Annotated in this window: 19 protein-coding genes and 2 pseudogenes; 13 read left to right on the forward strand and 8 right to left on the reverse strand. The window is 58.7% G+C overall.

Annotation, left to right across the window (positions count from 1 at the left end):
* On the forward strand, positions 1 to 476 hold a 476-nt coding region (locus B5V03_RS24140; RefSeq protein ID WP_245502324.1), incomplete at its 5' end, for a Crp/Fnr family transcriptional regulator.
* Positions 477 to 872: 396 nt separating this feature from the next.
* The gene (locus tag B5V03_RS42460; protein WP_129272882.1) at positions 873 to 1,082 is read left to right on the forward strand and encodes a hypothetical protein; all 210 of its coding nucleotides are present in this window, start codon (positions 873 to 875) and stop codon (positions 1,080 to 1,082) included.
* A 160-nt stretch (positions 1,083 to 1,242) separates the two neighbouring features.
* On the opposite strand, the gene B5V03_RS24150 is transcribed toward B5V03_RS42460, so the two are convergent.
* Positions 1,243 to 1,473: a hypothetical protein gene (locus B5V03_RS24150; protein ID WP_129272883.1), complete on the reverse strand. Its 231-nt coding sequence runs from the start codon at positions 1,471 to 1,473 to the stop codon at positions 1,243 to 1,245.
* A gap of 226 nt (positions 1,474 to 1,699) precedes the next feature.
* Here B5V03_RS24150 and B5V03_RS24155 point away from each other — a divergent pair, with 226 nt between their 5' ends.
* Entirely contained in the window at positions 1,700 to 1,885 is a 186-nt protein-coding gene (locus B5V03_RS24155) for a PRC-barrel domain containing protein (protein ID WP_129272920.1), read from the forward strand.
* A gap of 207 nt (positions 1,886 to 2,092) precedes the next feature.
* On the opposite strand, the gene B5V03_RS43055 is transcribed toward B5V03_RS24155, so the two are convergent.
* Entirely contained in the window at positions 2,093 to 2,401 is a 309-nt protein-coding gene (locus tag B5V03_RS43055; RefSeq protein WP_206736183.1) for a hypothetical protein, read from the reverse strand.
* Between the two features lie 603 nt (positions 2,402 to 3,004).
* Here B5V03_RS43055 and B5V03_RS24165 point away from each other — a divergent pair.
* The 3 genes from B5V03_RS24165 to B5V03_RS24175 all read left to right on the forward strand — a co-directional run bounded on the left by B5V03_RS24165 (position 3,005) and on the right by B5V03_RS24175 (position 5,722).
* Positions 3,005 to 3,535: a bleomycin resistance protein gene (locus B5V03_RS24165; RefSeq protein WP_206736186.1), complete on the forward strand. Its 531-nt coding sequence runs from the start codon at positions 3,005 to 3,007 to the stop codon at positions 3,533 to 3,535.
* Positions 3,536 to 4,062: 527 nt separating this feature from the next.
* Positions 4,063 to 4,575, forward strand: a complete 513-nt coding sequence (locus B5V03_RS24170) for a phasin family protein (RefSeq protein WP_129272885.1) — start codon at positions 4,063 to 4,065, stop codon at positions 4,573 to 4,575.
* A 187-nt stretch (positions 4,576 to 4,762) separates the two neighbouring features.
* Entirely contained in the window at positions 4,763 to 5,722 is a 960-nt protein-coding gene (locus B5V03_RS24175; protein ID WP_129272886.1) for an alpha/beta fold hydrolase, read from the forward strand.
* 158 nt (positions 5,723 to 5,880) lie between these two features.
* Here the strand turns inward: B5V03_RS24175 and B5V03_RS24180 are convergent, their stop codons facing one another.
* Positions 5,881 to 6,213, reverse strand: coding sequence for an HAD-IA family hydrolase (locus B5V03_RS24180; protein ID WP_349643399.1), 333 nt, complete (start codon positions 6,211 to 6,213; stop codon positions 5,881 to 5,883).
* On the opposite strand from B5V03_RS24180, the pseudogene B5V03_RS24185 reads away from it, so the two are divergent.
* A pseudogene (locus B5V03_RS24185) lies at positions 6,129 to 6,974 on the forward strand (transposase); the annotation flags it as partial. The gene B5V03_RS24180 and the pseudogene B5V03_RS24185 overlap by 85 nt on opposite strands.
* Positions 6,975 to 7,360: 386 nt before the next feature.
* Positions 7,361 to 9,526: a S8 family peptidase gene (locus B5V03_RS24190; RefSeq protein ID WP_164988244.1), complete on the forward strand. Its 2,166-nt coding sequence runs from the start codon at positions 7,361 to 7,363 to the stop codon at positions 9,524 to 9,526.
* Positions 9,527 to 9,885: 359 nt separating this feature from the next.
* Here the strand turns inward: B5V03_RS24190 and B5V03_RS24195 are convergent.
* The 4 genes and pseudogenes from B5V03_RS24195 to B5V03_RS24210 all read right to left on the reverse strand — a co-directional run.
* Positions 9,886 to 10,922, reverse strand: a pseudogene (locus B5V03_RS24195) (integrase core domain-containing protein); the annotation flags it as partial.
* A gap of 113 nt (positions 10,923 to 11,035) precedes the next feature.
* A complete protein-coding gene (locus B5V03_RS24200; protein WP_129272888.1) occupies positions 11,036 to 11,224 on the reverse strand; it encodes a hypothetical protein in 189 nt (62 codons plus the stop codon).
* A gap of 2 nt (positions 11,225 to 11,226) precedes the next feature.
* A complete protein-coding gene (locus B5V03_RS24205) occupies positions 11,227 to 14,733 on the reverse strand; it encodes an AAA family ATPase (RefSeq protein WP_129272889.1) in 3,507 nt (1,168 codons plus the stop codon).
* A gap of 605 nt (positions 14,734 to 15,338) precedes the next feature.
* On the reverse strand, positions 15,339 to 15,656 hold the full coding sequence (locus B5V03_RS24210) for a hypothetical protein (protein ID WP_129272890.1): 318 nt from the start codon (positions 15,654 to 15,656) through the stop codon (positions 15,339 to 15,341).
* A 356-nt stretch (positions 15,657 to 16,012) separates the two neighbouring features.
* On the opposite strand from B5V03_RS24210, the gene B5V03_RS24215 reads away from it, so the two are divergent.
* The gene (locus B5V03_RS24215; protein WP_129272891.1) at positions 16,013 to 16,558 is read left to right on the forward strand and encodes a helix-turn-helix transcriptional regulator; all 546 of its coding nucleotides are present in this window, start codon (positions 16,013 to 16,015) and stop codon (positions 16,556 to 16,558) included.
* Positions 16,559 to 16,716: 158 nt separating this feature from the next.
* On the forward strand, positions 16,717 to 17,034 hold the full coding sequence (locus B5V03_RS24220) for a hypothetical protein (RefSeq protein WP_129272892.1): 318 nt from the start codon (positions 16,717 to 16,719) through the stop codon (positions 17,032 to 17,034).
* A 208-nt stretch (positions 17,035 to 17,242) separates the two neighbouring features.
* On the opposite strand, the gene B5V03_RS24225 is transcribed toward B5V03_RS24220, so the two are convergent.
* A complete protein-coding gene (locus B5V03_RS24225) occupies positions 17,243 to 17,422 on the reverse strand; it encodes a DUF3606 domain-containing protein (RefSeq protein ID WP_129272893.1) in 180 nt (59 codons plus the stop codon).
* 1,413 nt (positions 17,423 to 18,835) lie between these two features.
* Here B5V03_RS24225 and B5V03_RS24230 point away from each other — a divergent pair.
* From B5V03_RS24230 to B5V03_RS42775, 3 genes are all read left to right on the forward strand, one after another.
* The gene (locus B5V03_RS24230; RefSeq protein ID WP_018460466.1) at positions 18,836 to 19,306 is read left to right on the forward strand and encodes a nuclear transport factor 2 family protein; all 471 of its coding nucleotides are present in this window, start codon (positions 18,836 to 18,838) and stop codon (positions 19,304 to 19,306) included.
* A gap of 344 nt (positions 19,307 to 19,650) precedes the next feature.
* Positions 19,651 to 20,649, forward strand: coding sequence for an ABC transporter substrate-binding protein (locus B5V03_RS24235; RefSeq protein ID WP_129272895.1), 999 nt, complete (start codon positions 19,651 to 19,653; stop codon positions 20,647 to 20,649).
* 10 nt (positions 20,650 to 20,659) lie between these two features.
* A complete protein-coding gene (locus B5V03_RS42775; RefSeq protein WP_283811546.1) occupies positions 20,660 to 20,788 on the forward strand; it encodes a hypothetical protein in 129 nt (42 codons plus the stop codon).
* The last annotated feature ends 263 nt before the right edge of the window (positions 20,789 to 21,051 follow it).

The raw sequence follows: 21,051 nt of genomic DNA on the forward strand, positions 1-21,051 counted from the left end.
GCCGGCGCGCCGTCACGTCCGATTTAAGCGTATGGTCAAGCATAGACACAAGCCGATCCCTTCAAAGAGATCGTGAAACTCGCCTATCCCATGTGCCGCGAGAAGGCGGGAGCGGAACGACGCTTACGATACAGCTACAAATCGGCGGAGCCTGCAATGCGCTGCATCCGGTCCAAGCCCGCATGGCACGCTGGCTGCTCCATCTTCGCGACCGCGTCGACCACGACGTCCTCCCGGTCACCCAGGAGGCGCTTTCGCAAATATTGGGGGTGCGAAGAACGACGGTGACGCTCCTGATGCGCAATCTGCGCGCTTCCGGGGCGATCCGATCTGAACGGCGAGGCGAAATCGAGATCGACCCATCGCGGCTCGCAGCGGTGGCCTGCGAATGTCGCGACACCATGCGTCTCGAAGTCGAGGGGATCTTTTCGGGGAATGCAGCCCTTTCTCGGCTTTTGGTTCTGCCGAAGCGGTGAATGCAACGGGCGATGTAGCCGTTTCGGTGCGTCCCTGTGAAGTTGGCGAGGACCGGGCTGAAATCGTAAGGCCGATCCTGCCAAATGGGTCGCACCGAAGGAACTCGCCGATGAGATGCCGCTAGTGCCGTCACCGGCGCGCTCCTGGCGGTTATCCGCGCAGTTGCTCATGCAGCTGTAGCGGAATTCGGTAGGCTCTTCAGCTTGGCTCCAAGCAAGAGTGTGATCAAACACATGCCGCGCTTTGCGCCAGTTATTTCCTAATCCGGAACACACTGAAGAAGTCCGGACGTGGCAGATTTACAACCCGCAAAACCTTTCCAGACACTAAACTAGGTGAGAGACGATCGAAACATATTTCCTATTTAGTTCGGTATGATCAGCGGGGGGCGAAAAGTGTTTGATGTCTATCGCAATGGGAAACGCGACTTGCTCGTTCTAAGCACAGGCTCTGTGATACCCGTGACTTACTCTGCAAATAAGTGGAGCACGAGCAGAAAACGAGTTCGCAAAGTTAGCGACGAAATCAAGTCAGCTGTTCAGAGACAAGGGTATTACGTTCGTAGTCTGCGGGGCACCAAGGAGCGAATGATCAAGGTCGAGTAAGTTGTGGGTCGGTGTTCTCCATTTGCAATCGCCATTGGTTGACCACGCGGAAGAGCACGAGGTAACCTACAGCCGATGCCCTGCGTCTTCCGTACTATCCCGCGCCCCTGATCGCAGCACAGATGCCGGGGACCGAGAAGACCCTGAAGTTTCATACGCTTCATTTGTCCGTAGGGCGCTGCGGCGTGCCATGTGCCGCCGTCTGCGAGGTTCGGTTTGCGGCCGCTTCAAACACGGCGATACGCCGATCGAGTTGCCATAGCTCGATGTCATTGACATCAACTAGCTGCTGAGCGCGTTCTCTTGCGTCCTGCTCGTCGGCACACTGCAAGTTGGCCACGCTTATAACGTGCCGGTACTGATCCAAAAGGTAAGCTCGGTAGTGCGCCATCCCCACTCTCCCGGGCCGAGAGATCCAGTGATGTAAGGGAAACCACGGAAATTTGGGTTCGGGAATTCACGCTTGATGTCTATCGCTTTCAAAAGTTGCTTTACGCTGCGTCCGAGACGACGCTGAACCCACCGATTGCGCGCTCGCGTCAAATAGAATACACCGAAAGAATTCGCACCAAACAGGGTGCATCGTGAGTGCTGCAAGTACCGGCGACGCGCGAGCGATGAACATCTTGCGCGAACTGCACGAGGCCGAGACAGAGTTAGTCGGCAAGACCGTCGTTTTGACTAACGGCAAGGCTGGCACAATTGATCGCGTCTTCCTCGATGATGAGCACGGGCTTCGCATCTCGGTCGCGGGACATGAAGGTCGCTGGCGGATTTCGACGGTAAAGCACATTGAGGGCTGATCGGCCGTGCCGCCCAACGGCTGTGCCGCCGAACGCGTAAAGTTCGGCTGGCTACTTTGATGGATGCGAAAGTCTGGCCCATCCTCAACGCCTTACGCGTCTCCCGCGTCTACCTTGGTGACCCGTCTGCAGGAGTTTTCTACCCGGCTAGATCAAGTGAGCTGGTCGAGGTACCCGAGGTTGCATTCCCGGAAGTGGGACGAGAGCTCAAGCTCGGCTAGGTACTCCCAGCATTCCGCGTCCGCGAGGAGTTTCCATTTGTTCATGCTGTTGTACGCGGCCTGTTGACGGCACAGCGAACCCATCGCGCGCAAGCGTCGCACCTTCTCCACTGCGAACCTCCTTCGGGCTTGTTTTTCGCAAGCCATTGTTTGTCTCGGATTGAAAGTCTCGCAGATCAAAATGACGGGTGATAGTCCGGTGTTTGACTGGTTTAAATGACAGCGCAATCGTCTGACTTTTCAATCGCGCTGTGTCTTCAGAAATCGCTTTGATCGCATCCAATGCTTCGATCAACGGTGCCACGAGCTGGTCGAGGCGGCAACCGTGGCCTGCGAGGAGGCAACGTGATCACGACAAACAAAATGTTGATCAGTAGCCATAGCCCAAGAACTAGGAGGATAGTCCGCACGCGAACCTCCCGGAAACTTAACTAAATATAGTTCGCGTACTAAGATAATCGGGCCGGTTACCTCCGCCGTGTCTCCTGATCCTTGGATGTTTTCCGATTACCTCACCAGCCAGCGCGTGCGCGGGCCGGCCTGACCAATTGTCGGACTTCCTGCTCGTCCCATTGTTTTGGCTTCGGTGTTTTCTTGGTGCGGCGCTCAACCCGGCCAAGTTAACCAGCGACCCCGGTAGTCCACACTTGGGAACTTTACGAGTGGTGCCTGCCACCACGAGGCTCAGCGGTGCGGCGGTTTTGGCCACCGCGAGATTGGCGCGCGCGGCCGTCCCGATTATCGCGCGAACTCTATGGGGGATCGGACCTGCGTCGTTGGCGTACGGAGGTCCGCTATTAAGGGTAGATCGGACCAGCGTATGCGAGCGACGGACCGCCACTTTTGACCCGAAACGGAAGCCATGCCTTTACAGCACTCTGTCGGGCTGTGCGCCGCCATGGTATCTAGCGGCGAGGATAATCAAACAGAGCGCCCCAGATGTCGAAGCCTTTGGTGTCAGATCCGGTCGCTCGCGCCGCCTCTTATAGTAGAGGCAGGGCGCCGAGAGACGGCTGGGCCGGCCGTTGTTCCCGAACTCGCCGTTTCGGACATTCAAGCGAGCTTGTCATTCTGGTGTGATCTGCTCGGCTTTGAAGTCTCTTATGACCGTCCAGAAGCACGATTTGCATATCTTGTTAGAGGACCTTTGCAGGCAATGCTCTGCGAACGGAACGGACGTCGGGAGCCGAGTGAGATGCAACACCCATTTGGACGAGGCATCAATCTTCAGATGACGGTTGGCGACATCGATCCTATCCTGAAAGCGCTACACGCCGCTGATTGGCCGCTCTATGAGCAGCCGGGTAGCGCTTGGTATCGAGTTGGTGACCAGGAGCTCGGACAGCGTGAATTCCTTGTTCAAGACCCAGATGGTTATCTAATTCGCTTTGCTGAAGATCTTGGGACGCGCCCGCCCTCTCGGTCCTGAATGTGTCTCAGTCCGCTGCGGTCGCATTCTCCCACGTCCGGTTGTGGCCCTTAGCTGAATAAGGCTGAGCCGATTTGAGTGTCTGCTGTTGGTTGGTAGTAGACCGGACGCGGCCTCACTTGCCCCGACCGCCGCTTTTCAGCCAAAGCCGTCCTCGCCACGCCTTGAAGGGCGCTTGGAAGTATCCGCAGGGGCCGGATGCGACGAGGGAAATGCTGCGCTTCTTCCTCGAGCATTCGCTCGCGATCAAGTCATGAATGCTTGCGTATTCGCCGCAAAGCACAACGAGCGGAGAGCGAATTGTTCTCAGGCCGACGGCCCGTTGAGCATAGGTCTGGAAGATCGCCAGCTAGACGTTTGTTGGTTAGAGTTGCTACCTGAAATCATCGTCCACATCGCAGAACGTGCGATTGATCTCAGTTCATGCGGGACTCCAACAATGCGCGGGTTTGGAACGCTACATCACGAAGCCTGTTGTCCGTTCAGAAATGACCGTGTGGTCGCACCCCATATTCTTGGAGCGTCAGATGAGCAAACGCAAACCGGCACCAGCGTCAAAGCGCGCTCGCAAACCGAAAATGGCCGCGCGGGCCCAACGGAACAAGCAGGCCACCGTTAGAAGCCCGAAAGAGAATCTACTTCGCTCTGTTGCAGCAGCCTCGATTGAACCACCTCTTAGGTTTCAGGATGATCCTAAACACGAGGTTCCTATGGTTGAGCCTCGGGTGGATGCCTTGCCAGATGACCTCAGCCAGAGAATGATTGTTAGCGATCCAATGAAGGGCTTTGGTTTAGCCACGGCAAACACGCAGGCGTACCAAGCAAAGCTTCTTGAGATGGCCCAGGCCAACGTGCAATTTGCTTTTGATTTCGGCCTGAGACTTGCGACGATCAGGTCACCAACTGAATTTTTCGCCGTCATTACCGAGTTTACAAGGAGACGGGTCGATATGTTCGGGCAGCATTCGAAAGAATTGGCGGCATATCCGTTCTGGCGCATCGAGCCGTCCCGGGGGCTCACGGCTCTGAGAGGACGATAACTGCAAGCCGTACCCGCTGCGGCAAATAGATGGACGCAATGCGGGTCATGCACGAGCCGACCACGGTTGCTTTCGGCTGGAGACCGCGGCTCACAACAAGGGAGAGGAATCAGCATCGGCATTGGCCCTTAGCGGGCTCAGGGCCGCCGATTGGGAGTCCGCCAGCGCGGAATATTAGGTTGACCCGATGTCCATAACTGAAACCGTCCTGCTGATCATTTTGGTCGGACTCGTCGTTCTGATACTCGGCAACATCGCCTTTCAGGTGGCAGCCGAGCGAAAGAATCCGCCGGTCGGCGTCTTCACCGTGTGCGACGGTGTGCGCCTTCACTATATCGAACGGGGCGATGCTGCCGCGCCTTGCGTGGTCCTGTTTCACGGGAACGGCACCATGATTCAGGATCTCGTCCTAAGCGGTTTGGTCGACCGCCTGGCCCAGAACTATCGCGTCGTTTGCTTCGACCGGCCAGGGTTTGGCTACAGCGACCGTCCGCGCACGCGCATCTGGACAGCCACAACGCAAGCTGCCTTGTTCGCGAAGGCTCTTGATCAGCTTGGGGTGCGCAATCCCGTGGTGCTGGGCCACTCCTGGGGAACGCTGGTGGCGATCGCGCTGGCGCTGCGAAGCGGTTATGCCGTGAGTGGGCTCGTGCTTGTGTCCGGCTACTATTTTCCAACCTATCGGGTGGACTTTTGGCTCATGTCAGCTCCGGCAATGCCGCTGCTCGGTGATCTGATGCGGTACACTATCTCGCCGTTCATATCGTGGGCCATTATGCCGAAGCTGATGCGCACTTTGTTCGCGCCGCGTGCCATTCCGCCGGAATTCAAGAACGAATTTCCGATCTCGTTGGCTCTCCGGCCCAAGCAGTTGAGGGCGGCCGCCGAGGAGAGCGCGTTCCTTATTCCAGCTGCTGCGCAGTTGCAGCTTCAATATCGGGGCATCCGGTGTCCGGTTAGGATCGTGCATGGAAAGGCTGACCGGCTCATCGAGGCCGACCAGTCGCGTCGCCTGCACGAGGCGTTGCCCCGCTCCCTGCTACATCTCGTCGAGGATGCCGGTCACATGGTTACCTATGCAGATACGCCGGGAATAGCAGATGCCGTGGCAGCGCTGGCGCTCCCCGCACCGGTAAGGACCGCATAGGCTTTCTTGTTGCAATGCGTGCGTCCGGAAGCGGCCCGTTCGAGACATGCCTGTTCGATCGGACGATTCCCGCTTGTGAGGTCAGACCAGACGTCACCGCCTCAGCGGCAAACCGACGCGATTGACCCTTATCGGAACTCTCGCTTTTCGATGGGCGATCATTCAATACGATCTTGGAGCAAAGCCGGAAGATCACCCATTCGATGGAAAAGGTCTTCGCAGATTGCTGCCAACTCCTGTTCAACCCCCGGATCGCCCCCGGTAAAACCTAAGACCCGCATACCTGCGGCCTTTGCTGCGTGAATCCCGGACACCGAGTCTTCAACGACGATGCAACGTGAAGGGTGAACGCCCATCGTTTGCGCCGCATGCAGGAATAGGCCGAGGTCCGGTTTCCACGAACAGCCGCGCGGTGAAGGAGTATCTGGAGACCCTCGACGATACAGCGTGGGGCGCCGCCAGCGACGTTGTGCCGAAGTTCGTCTCCCCATCCGATCCCGCGGCGCAGTGGACCGGAGCTCACAAGGGACCGGCATTCTTCGCGTACTCCGACAATTATCTCATCGACGTGAAGTTCGGCGTCATCGTTGATGTCGAGGCCTCCCGCTCCATTCGCCAGGCCGAGGTCGGAGCAGCGAGGACCATGATTGAGCGAACGGAGGAACGCTTTGGTCTCAAGCCGGAGCGGCTTATCGGGGATACCGCTTACGGGGCCGCTCCAATGCTGAACTGGCTGGTCGAAGAGAAGGGCATCGCGCCACATATCCCCGTGTTCGACAAGTCGCAGCGGGATGATGGCACCTTCTCGCGCAGCGACTTTCGATATGACCCGACCAGCGACGTCTACCACTGCCCGGGCGGAAAGCGGCTTGGGACGAGCGGTACCGTGCACGAGGGCAAGACCCTTCTGTATCGCGCAAGCAAGCTCGACTGCAATGCATGCCTGCTCAAACCGCAGTGCTGCCCAAAGGAGCCATCACGCAAGATCCCGCGCGATATCCATGAGCATGCCCGAGACGTTGCCCGGTCGTTGGCTGGCACCAAGGGCTTCGAACGGTCGCGGCATGAGCGCAAGAAGATCGAGATGAGGTTCGCACACTTGAAGCGCATCCTGAAGCTTGGTCGGCTCCGACTGCGTGGTCCACGAGGCGCTCAGGACGAGTTTGTTCTGGCCGCCATTGCTCAGAACCTACGGCGGCTCGCATCGCTGGTCGCGCGACCGCCACCCGCTCAGGCTCTGTGTACTGCGTAGCGTAAAAGTTGCGTAGAGAGCATCGGGGTTGCGGGCCCCGCTACCCCAAGTGAAATGGCCGAACCACATCACCGGTCACTGCCGACTTCTGCAACAAAAGCGGCCCTTAGCGGAATTGCTCGCATGTAGCTGCAATGGCCGCTCTTGAGAGCAAAGCAGACATTTCTCATTTGCCGCGCCCGGCGCGCAAAAATGCTCCGAAATATGGAGCGCCCCAAGAGTAACTGCACCAAACGTGGAGCGCCCCAAGTGCTCGGTCTACGCAAATCGCGCCGCTTCTTCCGGAACAATTTCCTTGCGTGGGTGCAGCCGCGCCCGGCGAACTTTTCTTTCGAATGCCCCGGCTATACCTGAGACGGTTGCTGTCTCGGATCGCGCAGGCCGATATGCAGTTCGAGGAACGAATAACGTCAGAAGGAAAGACGTACATTTACGTTAGTCGCGCCCGGTCTGAATTGGGGGCGATCGAGACTATCGAGATTGCCCGTCCCGATCGGAAACGGACGTTTGCCGCGGCGGCCGGCGTAAGTGCATCGGTTCATCCGAACGCGGCGAGTGGCTATATTATTGAGTTGTTTGAGCAGGCGCCGTTAGCGTCAGGCGGCAATGACGATGTGTTGGGCTTGTGGCGATCCTTCGATGCTTTTCAACGCCTCATACTCTCGGTTGGACGAGGTACCCATGCAGCCCTTCTTCCAAGCAGCGGGGGAATTCAAGGAATTGAGTTGCTACTCACCAACGGGCGTTCTCCGCCGATGATCGAGGATCGTCGGGAGGTTCGGGGAGAGGCAGTTGAAGTAAGCGATCCGGGTGGAATTGATCAGAGCGTTGATCGACATGAGGAAGTACTCAATCGGATTGCGCAACACTCACTTGTGCGGATGATCAGGCCGCCTATTATTTTTCAACCCGCTGAAGCTGCCTCTGCCCCGCCGGCTAAGCAACCTTTTAGTGTCCCATTGCGTGTAGAGGCGGGAATTTATCCGAAAGTCGGCGTAATAGATACCGGCATCGCGCCCTGTTTCGATCAGTGGATCGTACATCGTCATGATTTTTTGGATGCGACTGAGATAGATGCCGGCCACGGAACCTGTGTCGGCGGCGTGTTGGTCGCCGCGCGAAGTGCAAATGGACCGGAAATCGGACGCGAGGCGGACGGCTGTGATTTAGTAGATATTCCACTCCTGTCTACCAAGCCCTTTCTTGACGTTTACGGGACACGTGGATTTGAAGCGTTTCTCGAAGAGCTTGAAGCCGCCCTAACGGAAGCGCGGGATCAGCACGGCGTCCGCATCTTCAACATGTCGCTCAATTTGAATTCCCCTGTTGAGCAGGATTACTATAGCGTCTACGCGGCGCGCTTAGATGAAATCCAAGATCGCCTTGGTATCACGATAGTGAATTCTGCAGGCAATCTAGATAGTTTCGAGTGGCGACAGCCTTGGCAGAAAAAGCCGGGTCAAGTCTTGGCAGCGTTGGCTGCGCGATCCATTTCGGATGCGATATCCATCCCCTGCGAAAGCGTTCGAGCGCTCGCCGTAGGCGCGCTCAATCCTCCCGGCTGCAAACACCTCGCAGGGGCACCCGCCACCTACACTCGACGGGGTCCCGGAATGAGGGTTGGCGTGAAGCCTGACCTTTCGCATTACGGTGGGGCCGGTGATCAGGCGGTCGCAGAACATACCGGGTTCTCTTCATGTTCGGCCGACGGGTCTAGCCAACAAGTGCGTGGAACGAGTTTTGCCGCACCTCTTGTTGCCAAGACGCTGGCTTCGCTTGACGTCATAACGGGTGAACGTCTGGCTCCTCGCACACTTCGCGCATTCCTAATCCACAATGCGACAACGCCTGACGCGCTTGGAGCGCGATCATTGCGGGACATTGCCCGTCAGTTTATCGGATTTGGGCAACCCTCTGCGGCAGGCATGATGCTGGAGACCGACGACCACGGCATCACCTTGGTCTTTGAGAGCCGCCTAACCATTGGTGAGCGACGTCCTGCCATTTTGCAGTTCCCATTCTCCTGGCCCACTTCACTTGTAGATGCGGCAATGCGGTCCTGCCGCGGACGCGTGAAGATGACTTTGGTTTATGAGCCTCCAGTCGATCCGGCATTCGGGACCGAATTCGTTCGCGTGAATTTGGATGCACTATTGCAGCAAAGGCAACCAGTCGATCGGAAAGACGGCAAACCAAGTTGGCGAAATCAAATCAAACAGGTCTTCCTACCCAAAACTAATGGAATAACACCTCCGGAACGTGCGTTAATCGATCATGGTTTAAAGTGGTGGCCGACGAAGCGTTACGAGGACGATTTCGGCGATGGTGTGGGCCATAGCACCGAGTGGCGTTTAGAGGTCGAAAGCAACGTTCGAGCCGAAGCGCAGTTTCCGGCTGAGGGCGTGCCGTTTTCGATTATTCTCTCGATTGAGGATAGCGACCAGCAGGCACCCGTGTTTCAGGAGCTTAGGCGCCATCTGGTCAATACGCGGGTCGATCTTCAGGACATCCGGACGCCGGTGCGAATTCGCGCGGGACTGTCGCGTGCATGAATATCGATAGGATAGTCCCATCGCGGCCCCCGCGTCCGGATGTCCGGCCCGGTTGCCGTGCTGGCGGGCTATCGATCCCAACCCCTTTCGTTAGTCGCCGGCTGTCTCTGCCTTGGAAACTAGCCAATCAAACCGGCCTCCCGCGGTAGGGGAGCCCCTTTAAACCTAAACCTTGGCCCCCTGGTCCCGGCCCCCTTCTTTTCCTTTCGGGCCGGGAGCCGGTCCGCGATCCGGATGCTCGGCTTTAAGCCACGGATATCAAAAACTCCGCGAAAATGGGTCGGGGGGAACGTAGGTAGCGCTCTCCCGCTACCACCTTTCCCCATGTCCGGCCCGAAGACATGGGTAACGGAACGTACCTAAGACATGGGTGACAGCCTCGTGCCGAACGGGTTGTCGAGAGGTTGCAGGGTTTTCTGCTCCAGGTTGAAGTATCCCAGATCATAGTGCATGAAGCTGACGAGCCAAATGCTCTCGTCGACCTCCTTGATGCCGAGCTTCTGGCCCGCCAGCACGGTTGAGATGTTGATCCGCTTGCGGTGCAGGCAAAGGCGGCCGCACGCGGTTACAAGGACCTCGCGATCGTGGAACGGATAGGTCAGCTCCGGCAGGCCGGCATAGGAACGCGCTGAGGCGACGTAGAGCTCGGCAGGACATTTCATGTCGAGGGCCTCGTGCGGGCGTTCGGAGTTGAACTCGCGGACGAAGGCATCGAAGCGTTCCTGCTGCTGCAAGCTATTGCCGTCCGGCGGCCGGGTGGTTTCCTTTTTGAGGGTGAGGTGCATGCGCTCATGACGTCCGTTCTGTTGCGGGTGACCCGGCTTGATGCGTTCGATTGCAATACCAGTCGGAGCCACCACACCGAGAGCTTGGAGAGGTTGAACAAGGCGTTGGGACTGGCGAAGGGCACGCCATTGTCGGAGCGAATGGCGAGCGGCAGGCCGCGCTCGAGGAACAAACGCTCGAAGGCAGTAATTACAGGGTCTTCACGCGTTGAATCGAGCGCTTCGCACAACAACAGGAAGCGCGAGGCATGATCGGTGACGGTGAGCGGATAGCAGTAGCGGCCATTGCTGAGCTTGAACTCGCCCTTGAAGTCGGTGCACCATAAATCATTGGGGCCGGTACCCGTGGACAGCGGCGTGCCGCGCGCGCGGTGGCGCGGCCCGCCGCCACGCTTGACCAGGCCATGGCGATCGAGCACCGCAGGGATGGTGCTTTTGGCGGGAATCCTAACATCGCCATCGAGCCGCCGGACCAGCAGTTCCCGGATCTTGCGCGCGCCCCAGCGCGGTTTCTCGGCTTTGAGGCGGACAATCAGGCCCTCGATTTGCTCCGGGAGCTGATTGGCATAGCGTACCGGCCGCCTGGACCGATCGCTCAGGGCGGCCGGCCCGTGCTTGGGGTCGTACTCGAGATCCATAGATACAAATATAGCTGCAGATCGTAAACGATCACGCACCAGTGGGACCGTAGCAATCCGGTGTGGGCACCATACGCCGGGGCTGTCTAGCCGTCCGGCGATGCCCCGCCCGATCCGCCCCATTCCTTGTCCGCGCATCCGGTCAAGAAGTGCGATGCGTCGCCGTTGCGGCCGGTCAGCGCGCATTGACCGACTGTCGTGGGCTCTTCGCCGCGAAACGAGATTTCGCTCCCGTCATCCAGTTGGAACGATCCAAACCAATAGATCGTCGCCATGCCTATCTCCCGTTTTCAAGATGGACGGTGGCCGCATCGATCTTGGTGAGCCAGTTCGGGGCATTCTGAGCGATCGCGATCGCCCGCGCGGCTTCGAAATGACCCCGGGCAAGATCGGTCCGACCCGTCGCCCTGCAGATCTGACCGAGATCGAATTCGATCCTGGCGCGGGTCACCCCGCGTTCGCTAAACCAGGCGTCGGCCATCGCCTCACGCAGCAACGCGTTCGCCTTCGCGGCGGCCGTCGGCTTGGTGCGCATGAGGAAGAGCAAGTTCTTCAGCAGAACCCGCAGCGAGGGTTTCCCGGTCCCGGTTAGCACAGCTATATAGAATTCCGCCAGATAGATGCGTCCCCAGTTTGCGTAGCTTCGGTAGCCGTATTCGTTTTCCGCTCGCTCGATCACGGATTCCAGTGAGCGCACACCCTTGGCAAGCTCGCCGCGCATCAACATGGAAAGCGCAAGCGCAACTTCTCCCGTCATCGCGCTGAGTCGCCAGCCGTTTAGTTCGGCCTGCCGTCGGTGGCGGAGAACAGTTTCCACTCCCTCGCTCACACGGCCCAGCAGCAGCTGGCTGTTACCCACCACCGTCTCGCCGAACTGCCGGTCTAACGGCGTTAGCGCAATGCGCAGGCATTCCTCCCCGTAAGCCAACGCCGCCTCATAATCCTGCGCGATGATGGCGAGCCAGCCCAGCAGCCATAGGGCCGTGCCGAGAGCGCGGGGATCCTCCCGCTCGCGGCCGAACGCCATCAACCGATCGGCCCACTGACGGCCTTCGAGAAGAAGACCAAAATTGACATTGTTCCAAACGATGATCATGAGCGTGCGGCCAATGATGTACGCGTCACCGTGGAGTTTCGCCTTCTCATAGGCCTGTTCGGCCATACGGTTGAAGTCGGCGACCGGCTCCGGGTCAGTCATCAGAGATAGCATCATAATGCTGGCCCGGACGTGCGTCTGCACGCGCTGATCGCCAAGCCGCTGCGCAATTTCAAACGCGCGCTCACCGACGCGCCGCCCTTCCTGGAAGCGACATTGCGTCCCCAAGGCCATCGCATAGAGGTCGAGCAGGACCACGACGGGCTCGATGTCGCCGAGCGTATCGAGGCGTCCCAATTCCGGCTCGACCAGCGCGATCGTCTCTAGCGAGCGGGATTGCAGATACAAGACCTTCACGAGGTCCATCATGGCCGTGGCCACGCGTACATCGAGCCGGGTCTTGTCCTCTGCGCGGGCGAGCGCGATGGCGCGCTTCAGGAAGTGCTCGGCTTCGTCCAGCGAATACACCCCAAAACTCTTGCGGCCGGACAGCGCCAGATATTCAGCGCTCTTCTCGGTCTGATCGGTCCGCGAGAAGTGATGGGCGAGCGTCTCGGCGATCTCGATCAGTCGATCTGCGTTGCGCCGCTCGATCTCTCGCGCGATCTTTAGATGCAAGGCCGCGCGCTGGGCGCTCAAAAGCCCCGAATAGAGCGCGTCGCAAATCAAGGCATGCTTGAAGACGAAGTTGCCCGTCGCGCCGTCGGGATGAATGAGGTCGAGCGCCTCCACGGCGGAAAGCCGCTCGCCGATATCCCGGATTTCAGTTGCCCTGGCCAGAGTATCGGCGCCGAACCGCCGGCCCATCACCGAGGCGGCTTGTAGCACTTCCTTGTCGGCCGGCGTGAGGCGGTCAACACGGGCCATCAGCAGCGACTGCACACTCGCGGGCAATGGCGTCACGGTGCCGCGATGTGCATTGTGCACGCCGCTGGCCTGCTCCGATTGCAGTTCTATCAAGAAGTTCGCGATCTCTTCGGCAAACAGCGGATTGCCTTCTGCCTTGTCGACGATCAGGCGCACCAGCGCAGCATCCTCAGCGGCGGAGCCAAGCCGCACTGTAGCGATCCGGGCAGTGTCGTCCTGCGACAACGGCTCGAGGCGATGCACCGTCGTGTCGACGTGGCCAAGCCAGGAGGGCTGGTAGCCTTCGCGATAGGTGTTGACGATCAAGAGCGGCGGCGCATCCGCGGCATTGATCAGGCGACCAAGCAGTTCCTGCGAGGCTTGGTCGATCCAGTGCAGGTCTTCCAGCAGGACAACGACAGGGGATAGCTTGCAACGCTCGCGCAGCAGATCGAGCAGCAGACTGCGGGTGCGCAATCCGATCAGCACGCCGTCAAGTCCGTCGAGGCTGCCGGGTAGCGGCGCGAGGCCAAGCAGGTTCATCAGCAGGGCAACGTTCTCTCGCGTCGCAAGGCCGACCGACGCTAGTCCCATGTCGAGCTTGCGCGCTGTGCCCGTTGCACTCTCGTCGCGTTCCACGCGAAAGACCCGCCGCACGACCTCGATGAAGGGCCGAAATGATGCTTGTTGGCTGTCCGGCCAGCAATTGCCGCTGAGCACCAGCACACCATCCGCGATGAGCTTGCTACGGTATTCGTGCAACAGCCGCGACTTGCCGATTCCTGGCTCTCCCGCAATATCGACTACGCACAGACGTGTCGCCGCTTCGCTTCGCCAATGCGCGAGTGTGTCGAGTTCCCGGCCGCGGCCGACAAAGGGTGTTAGGGTGGCGCCGCGCAGTGATTCGAATCGGGTTTTGGCCGAGCTCGCCCCCAAGATGCGCCAGGCACTCGCCCGACCGCCGCCGACATCGATCGTCCCGATGCTCCGGTATTCGAAGAGGCTGCCGACCAGCCGTTGGGTCGTCTCGTCGATAGCGACGCCGTCCTCCACTGACGCCTGCAGCCGGAGCGCAAAGCCGGCGACGTCCCCGACTATTCCGTGTGATCTCTCGTCGACAATGGCAGCGCCGGTGGCGATGCCTATCCGGCAACGCAAAGAACCGCTTGCGGGCATCTCGAGTGCCTCGACTGCGGCAGACAGCGCAAGCCCCGCATGAACAGCGTGCTCGGGATCGTCTTCGTGTGCGACAGGATGGCCGAAATACGCGACGACTGTGTTGCCGACGGTTTCGGCGACAGTGCCGTGGAATGCCTGGATCACCTCGGTGACGCGGCCTTGATAGGCTCTGACTGCCTCGCGCATCTCTTCGAGTTCGAGCCGGCCGCTAATCAAATCGGATGACAGGATCGTAACCTGGCGGCGCTCAGGGATGGCGCGCCGCGGGCAGACATCCCTGATCTGCGACGGCTTGGCATGGTCTCGAAAGGCCGGCGCCGGCTGCACGACGCGGCGACTTTGCGCCGCTTTTGTTGGTGCGGGACCAACGAACCGATAACCACGACGAGGCAGCGTTTCGATCCAACCTTCGCCACCAGGCTCCTGACTAAGCGTTTTGCGCAGCGCCCCAATCTGTACCGGCAGGTTGCTTTCCTCGACCGCGAGTCCCGGCCACGCTGCCTGCATCAGTGCGTCCTTGGAGACGGGGCTGCCGGGTTGTTCGATTAGGAGGCGCAGCAAGGCGACGGCTCGCCTACCGATAGTCGTCGGCTCATCGCCGAGAAACAGTATTTCGCTCTCGTCGTCCAGTCGGAACGGTCCAAACGAATAGATCGTCGCCATGCTTAGGGCCGTTTAAGGAACATTTTCGAATTCTTTCAAAACGATTTTGCGACTTCTGGCTGCAGCAAGACCATGTTGGGCGAAAGTCATGACGTCGGGGCCCACATTGCCGGGAGGAGCATCTGCATAGAACAACCGAGACCACGGCATCGATTGTCGGGCTTTGCCCTCGATTTTTACGCCGGACTGCATGGGCCGCAAGTGTGGAACTCACATTTGAGCCGGGCGCCGGCAAAGGTTCTTGGGTCTTACCGTTAAATCGAGGCGATCCGGCCGCTTGCGAGGTCACCGTTGTGTCAGGGCTTCTGGGCGAACTTAGGAAGGAGCATCGCAACGAAAACATCTTAGCGGATTGGCCATCGCGGCGCACCTGTCGCGCCCCAGGTGAGCCCAACCCACACACTTCTATGGGACGCATCTTGGTCGTGGCCCCACGTTAACGCACGTAATAGTTGTGGAGGATTTGTGACGGAGCGCCACCGATCAGATCCCGACTGAACAAACCTCGATTTTGGAGGATTCGATATGAGACGCCCGTTGAGTTCGGAACTTTCTCTCGAAGATCGGAAGCTCGCCATTCGATGGTCCGTTGCGATCTCGTGCCTCTATTCGACCATCGCGCTTCTTATCGTCGGAGGAGTGCTCGCGGCAGGCAGTTCGTCGACAGCCAACAAAGTGAGCATTGCCGCTAAATCCTTCGTCGACTGCACATCGCCGCCGCCGTGCGGGGTTCCTGGACCTGATAAGGTCGGGAGCCGAGAATGATCTGGGTCGATGTGATCGGCTATACCGCGTCGTTCACGGTATTGGCAACGTTTTGCATGACAACGATGTATCATCTCCGGCTGCTGGCAATTGGGAGCAACATCCTTTTCATCTGCTTTGGGGCATTGGCGCATATACATCCGGTGCTGCTCCTTCACATCATCCTTCTCCCGATTAACGTTGCTCGTTTGATTGGGCAGACGGAGCGGGCTTCCGATTCCGCGCGTTTACGAGTTGCTCGTTCACCCCTCCTAAAACGCTTAAAGCGTTGGCGTGCGCGGCCTAGTATGTACGCGACATCTGCCTCGCCACCGCGGCATGCGCCGCGACCGCCATCCCCCGATTGCACGCGGACAATCGATGAGTCGATCATCCGGACAGCGGCATCATGAGCAGCGGCAAGTACGCCTATGATGCAACCCCGCAGCGCGCGCTCGCACTCGGGCGGCTGTTCGATCGGCACGGAGCGGAGCGAAGAATCCTGACCCAGGTACTCGACAATGTGAGGGTCGGCGTGTTCCTGCTCGGCCCGAACGCGCGCCTCGACTTCGCCAATGCGCCCGGACGCGCCATGCTGGAGGAGGGTGCGCTGCTTGTCGAACGGATGGGGCTTTTGACCGCGACAACGCCGAAGTTGCAACGCGCGCTGCGTGGCGCACTTGCTGTGGCCGAGGATGGCAATGAGGCGGGTCCGCTTTCGCTTCTCGCCTCGCCGCCGCTCCGCTACTCCGTTCGTGCGCTGCCCCTGATGGCAGGCGAGGGGCAAGCGACGAACGCGCTCCGTTCCGCAAAGGTCGCCGTGTACGTCCGCAAGATATCGCCGGCAGATCCGCTGGCGCTGGAAGCGCTGGCCAGGCTGTACGAGTGCACTCCCGGCGAAGTCCGCGTCATCGATGCCGTGATGAAAGTCGATGGCATGAAGGCGCTCGCGCAGTTCCTCGGCCTGACGCAGGCGACGGTCAAGACGCACCTTCACAACGTGTTTCGAAAAACCCACACCAGCGGTCAAAGAGAGCTCGTGAAGCTGATTGCCGGATTCGCGGAGCCGCAACAGGAATGACTTTTCGTTTGCCGACGGCCGACTGCTTGGACGCAATCTCGCAGGCGCTGCGCCCCGAGGCGCGGCATCTCGTCGAGATCGCTCCTCCAGTGAACGGGCGACACGCGAGTCCAATTGGTTCATCAGGGTCCCGCTCAATCGACTTAGGAGATCTCCGAATGCGGCTGCAACTGGATATCAAAGCAATACCTTCCGGCTCGCGAGCAGATTGGTCCAGCGGCGGAGGAATCGTCCGGGAACATCGAGCACGCGTTGCTGCTTCCCTGCGGAATGCACTGGCATTTCTGGCGTTGCCTTGGCTTTGGCGGCAACGAGCTGCTTTTAGGGCGGAGTTGCTTGCCGATCTCAGGGAGAGGCCCGATTTTCTGGAGGATATCGGCATCGGCGTGCACGAGGCGCAGGTCGAAGCCGTGCGGTTCTTCTGGGAACCTACGTGGCTGACGTCCAGTAGGGCGCGCGGCGATTGCTCCCGTTGAGATGGAGACTGACTGCGGCTACCGCTGGGACGGCGGCGCGGACGGCCGGTCCAACGCTTGGTACGTCGATGTCGCTGAGTATACCGTCGAGACGAGCTCGCGTTCCGGAAGGCGGAGATCAACCTGCGGACATCGAACCGCGCCTGCGCACGCTGACCGCATTCACCTGTTTTCAGCCGTGCCTGAAAATTCTACTCGGCCGCTCTGGTTAGCGAGCGAGACGCTTCTCGATGCGCTTGCGGCTATTGCCGACCTTCTTCACGGCCTTCTTCACCGCCGAGGCCGAGCGGCCGGTCTTCTTGGCTTCGTATCGCACTTCGTAGTCCTGACCTTTAGCCACGCGGGCGCGGTCCTGTTTGCGTCCAAGTGCTGTCTTCTTCGCTGGCATCTGCTCCTCCTTGTGGCAAAAGACCCCCCGCTGGGTTGGGGCCGACCGCGGGCAGTCTACCTACTTTACTCACGATTATTTATAACCTCGGGAGCGGTGAGGTGTTCCGGCAAACGCCCCTCGATGTCAGCGCTAAGCCTGCGATGTCGCCTGTTGGCCCATCGCTAAGCCGACCCAGAACTGGGTACTCGGTGCGCTGCCAACGCGGAAGCAGCAAGAATGCGCAAGCTTGAGTTTGAGGGCTTTCGCGACTACCCCGACTGTTTCCAAGTCAGCAAGATGGAAGTCGACAAGGATGCATGGAGCGAAGGGTTCGTCACTGTGAAGCCGTAAAGCAAACATCGCGCCGATGTCGGCTTGTGGCCCTTCGCTACCGCTGACCGGCGGCGACATGTCGGTTCAGAGGGGTAGACCGGAAGTTTGCAGCCGAGCGCGAGACCGACGCTTTTGACCCGAAGCGGTCATTGGACGGAGCATGCGCTGACCTCTATGGAGAGCGCACCTACGATCGATAAAATCCACTCTCTAAGAGAGACGTGCCTTTGCGACCAAAAAACAATCCTACACATCGTCGCGGGCGTTTTGATGGCGCGGCAAAATGACGCCCGAGTACCGAACGAACGTAGGTTACGGTCGCCGCGCAGTGAGATCGCCCGCGGCTATGTCGAAGATGTCGGCAAACTGTGAGGTAGTTTATATCCCTGCATTCTTGGCCCACGCTAATGTGGCAGAGGCTTCTTACTTTGAAGGAGGCATCCAATGCTCGCCGCAATCAAATGGAACTCCCGATATAGCGCTCGCGAATGGGTGATGATGGCTGGGGTGCTCGTCGTCCAACTCCGCGCACTGAATGCAAACCGACAGAAGGGTGAAAGCAAGCCGAAGCGGCCACTCTGGAAACACTTCGACGACACTCATCATTGGGACGCAACCGCGGAGGAATGGGTACCCGACAAGATCAGTGATAGTGCAACGTATTATGCGTCCCGGAGGCCGAGTTCCGAGACTCCCTCTCACTAGCGGGCCTATCGAGCGGTGCGGTCGCGCACAAGTAGCTGGATCGGGATGTGCGTGCCTCCGGCCGCTTGATAGCGGTCCAGCAATTGCTTGGGCCGTTTGCCGACCGCTTTGGTAAACAATCTGGATAACAAGGTCGGCCATCGCGCGTCGAGCAAGACACTTTCATCTCCACATGCGTCAACTTGCCTGTCTTTCCCGACCGCATTCGCCGCCCGCCCCGTCGTCGATGATCAAGGTTGGCGCGCGCCAAGCCGTGCAAAATGGCATATACTCACAAGCCGGTAGTATTACAGCCTAACGAAAGAATGCCCCTCGGAACAAATGCAACGCGACGTCCTACGTCAGGAGGACGTCGCGATGCAATTGTGCATCACAACCAGAGGGGAAGTTGCTATGAAGCGACGTTCATTGCTCTTGGCATTGTGTTCTTCCGCCTTCATCTCTGCACCGGCACTGGCCGATGAGGTCAAGCAGGAGGCCGAAAAATTAGCCGTCGCCTACACCGACTGCGTCGCCAAGAAAGACGCGGCCTGTGTTGCTGCGCTCTATACAAAGGACGGGGTCCAGATCAACCCGGGCGGTGTGTTTTCCGATCTCAAGACCGTATACGAAAACAACTTCAAGAACGGCACCGATCATATAGAGATCAGAGTCGGCAACATGTCGGTCATCAACAACGATCTGGTCGTTGCCAACGGCGAGACCGACATCTTCGGTAAGGACCCTAAGAGCGGCGACGCCACCAAGGTCACAGTGTTCTGGGGCGCCATCGACATACGTGAAGGCGGCGCCTTAAAAATCCGCCAGTTGACCGTCGGCATGAAGCCGCCTCCAGCTAAGGAAGCCAGCGCCGAGAAGAAGTAGGACGTCATCATGTCGTAGGTCACCACGCGCCCATCCTCTTTGAGGGTGGGCGTTTGATCTTGCTGCACGTCGGTCCGAAAGCGAAATACGTTGCTCGAAATGCACACCGCTCGCGCGATGTCTGCAAGTGGCCCATGCACGAAGTGGCAGCACGTCTCATTGAGGTCCGTTCTAGCGGACTGAATATGCTCGCGTTGTGTTTTTCACCTTTGAACCCGCACCGCACATCGCGCGGCTGGCAGGCGTACTCGAGATTCTGTGGCAGAGGTCATGGCCGGCCGGCCCCAATGTGTTAGTTTGGGGCGAGTGATAGGTTGTCTCTAGGCTTTGCGGAGGCATCAGACATGAAGCGGCGCGAGTTCATAACGGCACTCGGCGGCGCTGCGGTGTGGCCGCTGGCGGCTCAAGCGCAGCAATCTAAAAAGATTTACCGCATTGGATATCTGACGGCTAATCTGAGCAGCTATCCTTGGGTAAACGGCTTCGTTCGCGAATTAAGTGATCGCGGCTATTCAGAGGGCAACAATCTCACCATCGAATGGCGGGAGGCAAAAGGACATTCGGAACTTCTGCCCGGGATGGCTGCCGATCTCGTCCGGCAGAATGTCGACGTGATCGTGGCTGTGGGAAATTACCCCGGACTTTTGGTGCAGAAGATTACTGCGACAATTCCCATTGTCGTGCTCTCGAGCCGCGGCGGCGTTGAAACCAAATTATACTCGTCTCTTTCACATCCTGGCGGGAACCTTACGGGTATCGACAATCTCTCGCCTGCTCGCGATGTCAAACGTGTCGAGTTCTTGAAAGAAATTGTTCCAAAACTTTCGCGGTTGGCAGTTCTTTACAATCCGCTTCCCTCCTACGCCAGCAATCATCTCAACAGTATTTCTTCGGGATTTGAAAAATTGGAAATTGAAGCGCAGCCGTTTGAAGTTCGTTCACCGCCGGAATTTGAGGTCGCGTTTGCTTCAATCCTGCGCAAAAGGCAGGATACGATGATTGATGCGATGACTACCGTCACCGATCCGATGTTCGTCTTTGATCGCAAGAGGATTGTCGACTTCGGAATACAAAACAAAATTCCGAACGCCCATGAATATCGAGAATGGGTGCAGAGCGGCGGACTGCTTGCCTTTGGTCCGACAATTGATGGCATATGGCGTCGGGGCGCATATTTCGTCGAGAAGATCCTCAACGGGGCAAAGCCAAGTGATTTGCCCGTCGAAGGGCCGAGCGAATTCCATCTTGCGATCAACCTCAAAGCTGCCAAAGATATGGGCCTATCTGTTCCTCAGCATTTGGTCGCGAGGGCTGACGAGTTGATTAAAGCGGACGTGCGCTAAGCGCTCAGCGATGTCCGCTAATGACCACCCATTGCAGACCTCCGGGTTGAGGACCGGGAGCATTCCGATGTTCTCGAAGGTCGGGGCGCTCGGCATCGATCTCCCTGCGACGCTGCTCGGCCACGCCAACGGTGATTGAATAACGATCTTCTGCGCTGCACGAGTCTGCAGTTGGCCCGAACGCGAAGTCTGGCAGCGTCCCGGGTGGTCGGCTCATAGGGGTAGACTAGACGCAGCCGGCCGGCACTCCGAAGGGCGGTTATGACCCATAGCGGACCTCCGTTCAAACGGCCTCGCCTAATGGCCGCGAGATTGTTTCGGCCAGTACTGCCTCTTCCGACCCATCCAGATCGGATCTTCTTTTATTGACTTACCTCAAAGGCGTCCTCTTGGTTCACACCC

Origin of the sequence: Bradyrhizobium betae, assembly GCF_004123905.1 — a bacterium.
GTDB lineage: Bacteria > Pseudomonadota > Alphaproteobacteria > Rhizobiales > Xanthobacteraceae > Bradyrhizobium > Bradyrhizobium betae_A.

Excerpts from the sequence above, each read along its gene's own strand:
- B5V03_RS24235 (WP_129272895.1), top strand. The coding sequence starts at position 19,651 with ATGAAGCGGCGCGAGTTCATAACGGCACTCGGCGGCGCTGCGGTGTGG.
- B5V03_RS24230 (WP_018460466.1), top strand. The coding sequence starts at position 18,836 with ATGAAGCGACGTTCATTGCTCTTGGCATTGTGTTCTTCCGCCTTCATC.
- B5V03_RS24225 (WP_129272893.1), bottom strand. The coding sequence starts at position 17,422 with ATGCCAGCGAAGAAGACAGCACTTGGACGCAAACAGGACCGCGCCCGC.
- B5V03_RS24180 (WP_349643399.1), bottom strand. The coding sequence starts at position 6,213 with ATGGGGAGACGAACTTCGGCACAACGTCGCTGGCGGCGCCCCACGCTG.
- B5V03_RS24150 (WP_129272883.1), bottom strand. The coding sequence starts at position 1,473 with ATGGCGCACTACCGAGCTTACCTTTTGGATCAGTACCGGCACGTTATA.
- B5V03_RS42775 (WP_283811546.1), top strand. The coding sequence starts at position 20,660 with ATGTCCGCTAATGACCACCCATTGCAGACCTCCGGGTTGAGGACCGGG.
- B5V03_RS24220 (WP_129272892.1), top strand. The coding sequence starts at position 16,717 with ATGCGGCTGCAACTGGATATCAAAGCAATACCTTCCGGCTCGCGAGCA.
- B5V03_RS24170 (WP_129272885.1), top strand. The coding sequence starts at position 4,063 with ATGAGCAAACGCAAACCGGCACCAGCGTCAAAGCGCGCTCGCAAACCG.
- B5V03_RS24200 (WP_129272888.1), bottom strand. The coding sequence starts at position 11,224 with ATGGCGACGATCTATTGGTTTGGATCGTTCCAACTGGATGACGGGAGC.
- B5V03_RS24165 (WP_206736186.1), top strand. The coding sequence starts at position 3,005 with ATGGTATCTAGCGGCGAGGATAATCAAACAGAGCGCCCCAGATGTCGA.
- B5V03_RS24190 (WP_164988244.1), top strand. The coding sequence starts at position 7,361 with ATGCAGTTCGAGGAACGAATAACGTCAGAAGGAAAGACGTACATTTAC.
- B5V03_RS24205 (WP_129272889.1), bottom strand. The coding sequence starts at position 14,733 with ATGGCGACGATCTATTCGTTTGGACCGTTCCGACTGGACGACGAGAGC.
- B5V03_RS24155 (WP_129272920.1), top strand. The coding sequence starts at position 1,700 with ATGAACATCTTGCGCGAACTGCACGAGGCCGAGACAGAGTTAGTCGGC.
- B5V03_RS24175 (WP_129272886.1), top strand. The coding sequence starts at position 4,763 with ATGTCCATAACTGAAACCGTCCTGCTGATCATTTTGGTCGGACTCGTC.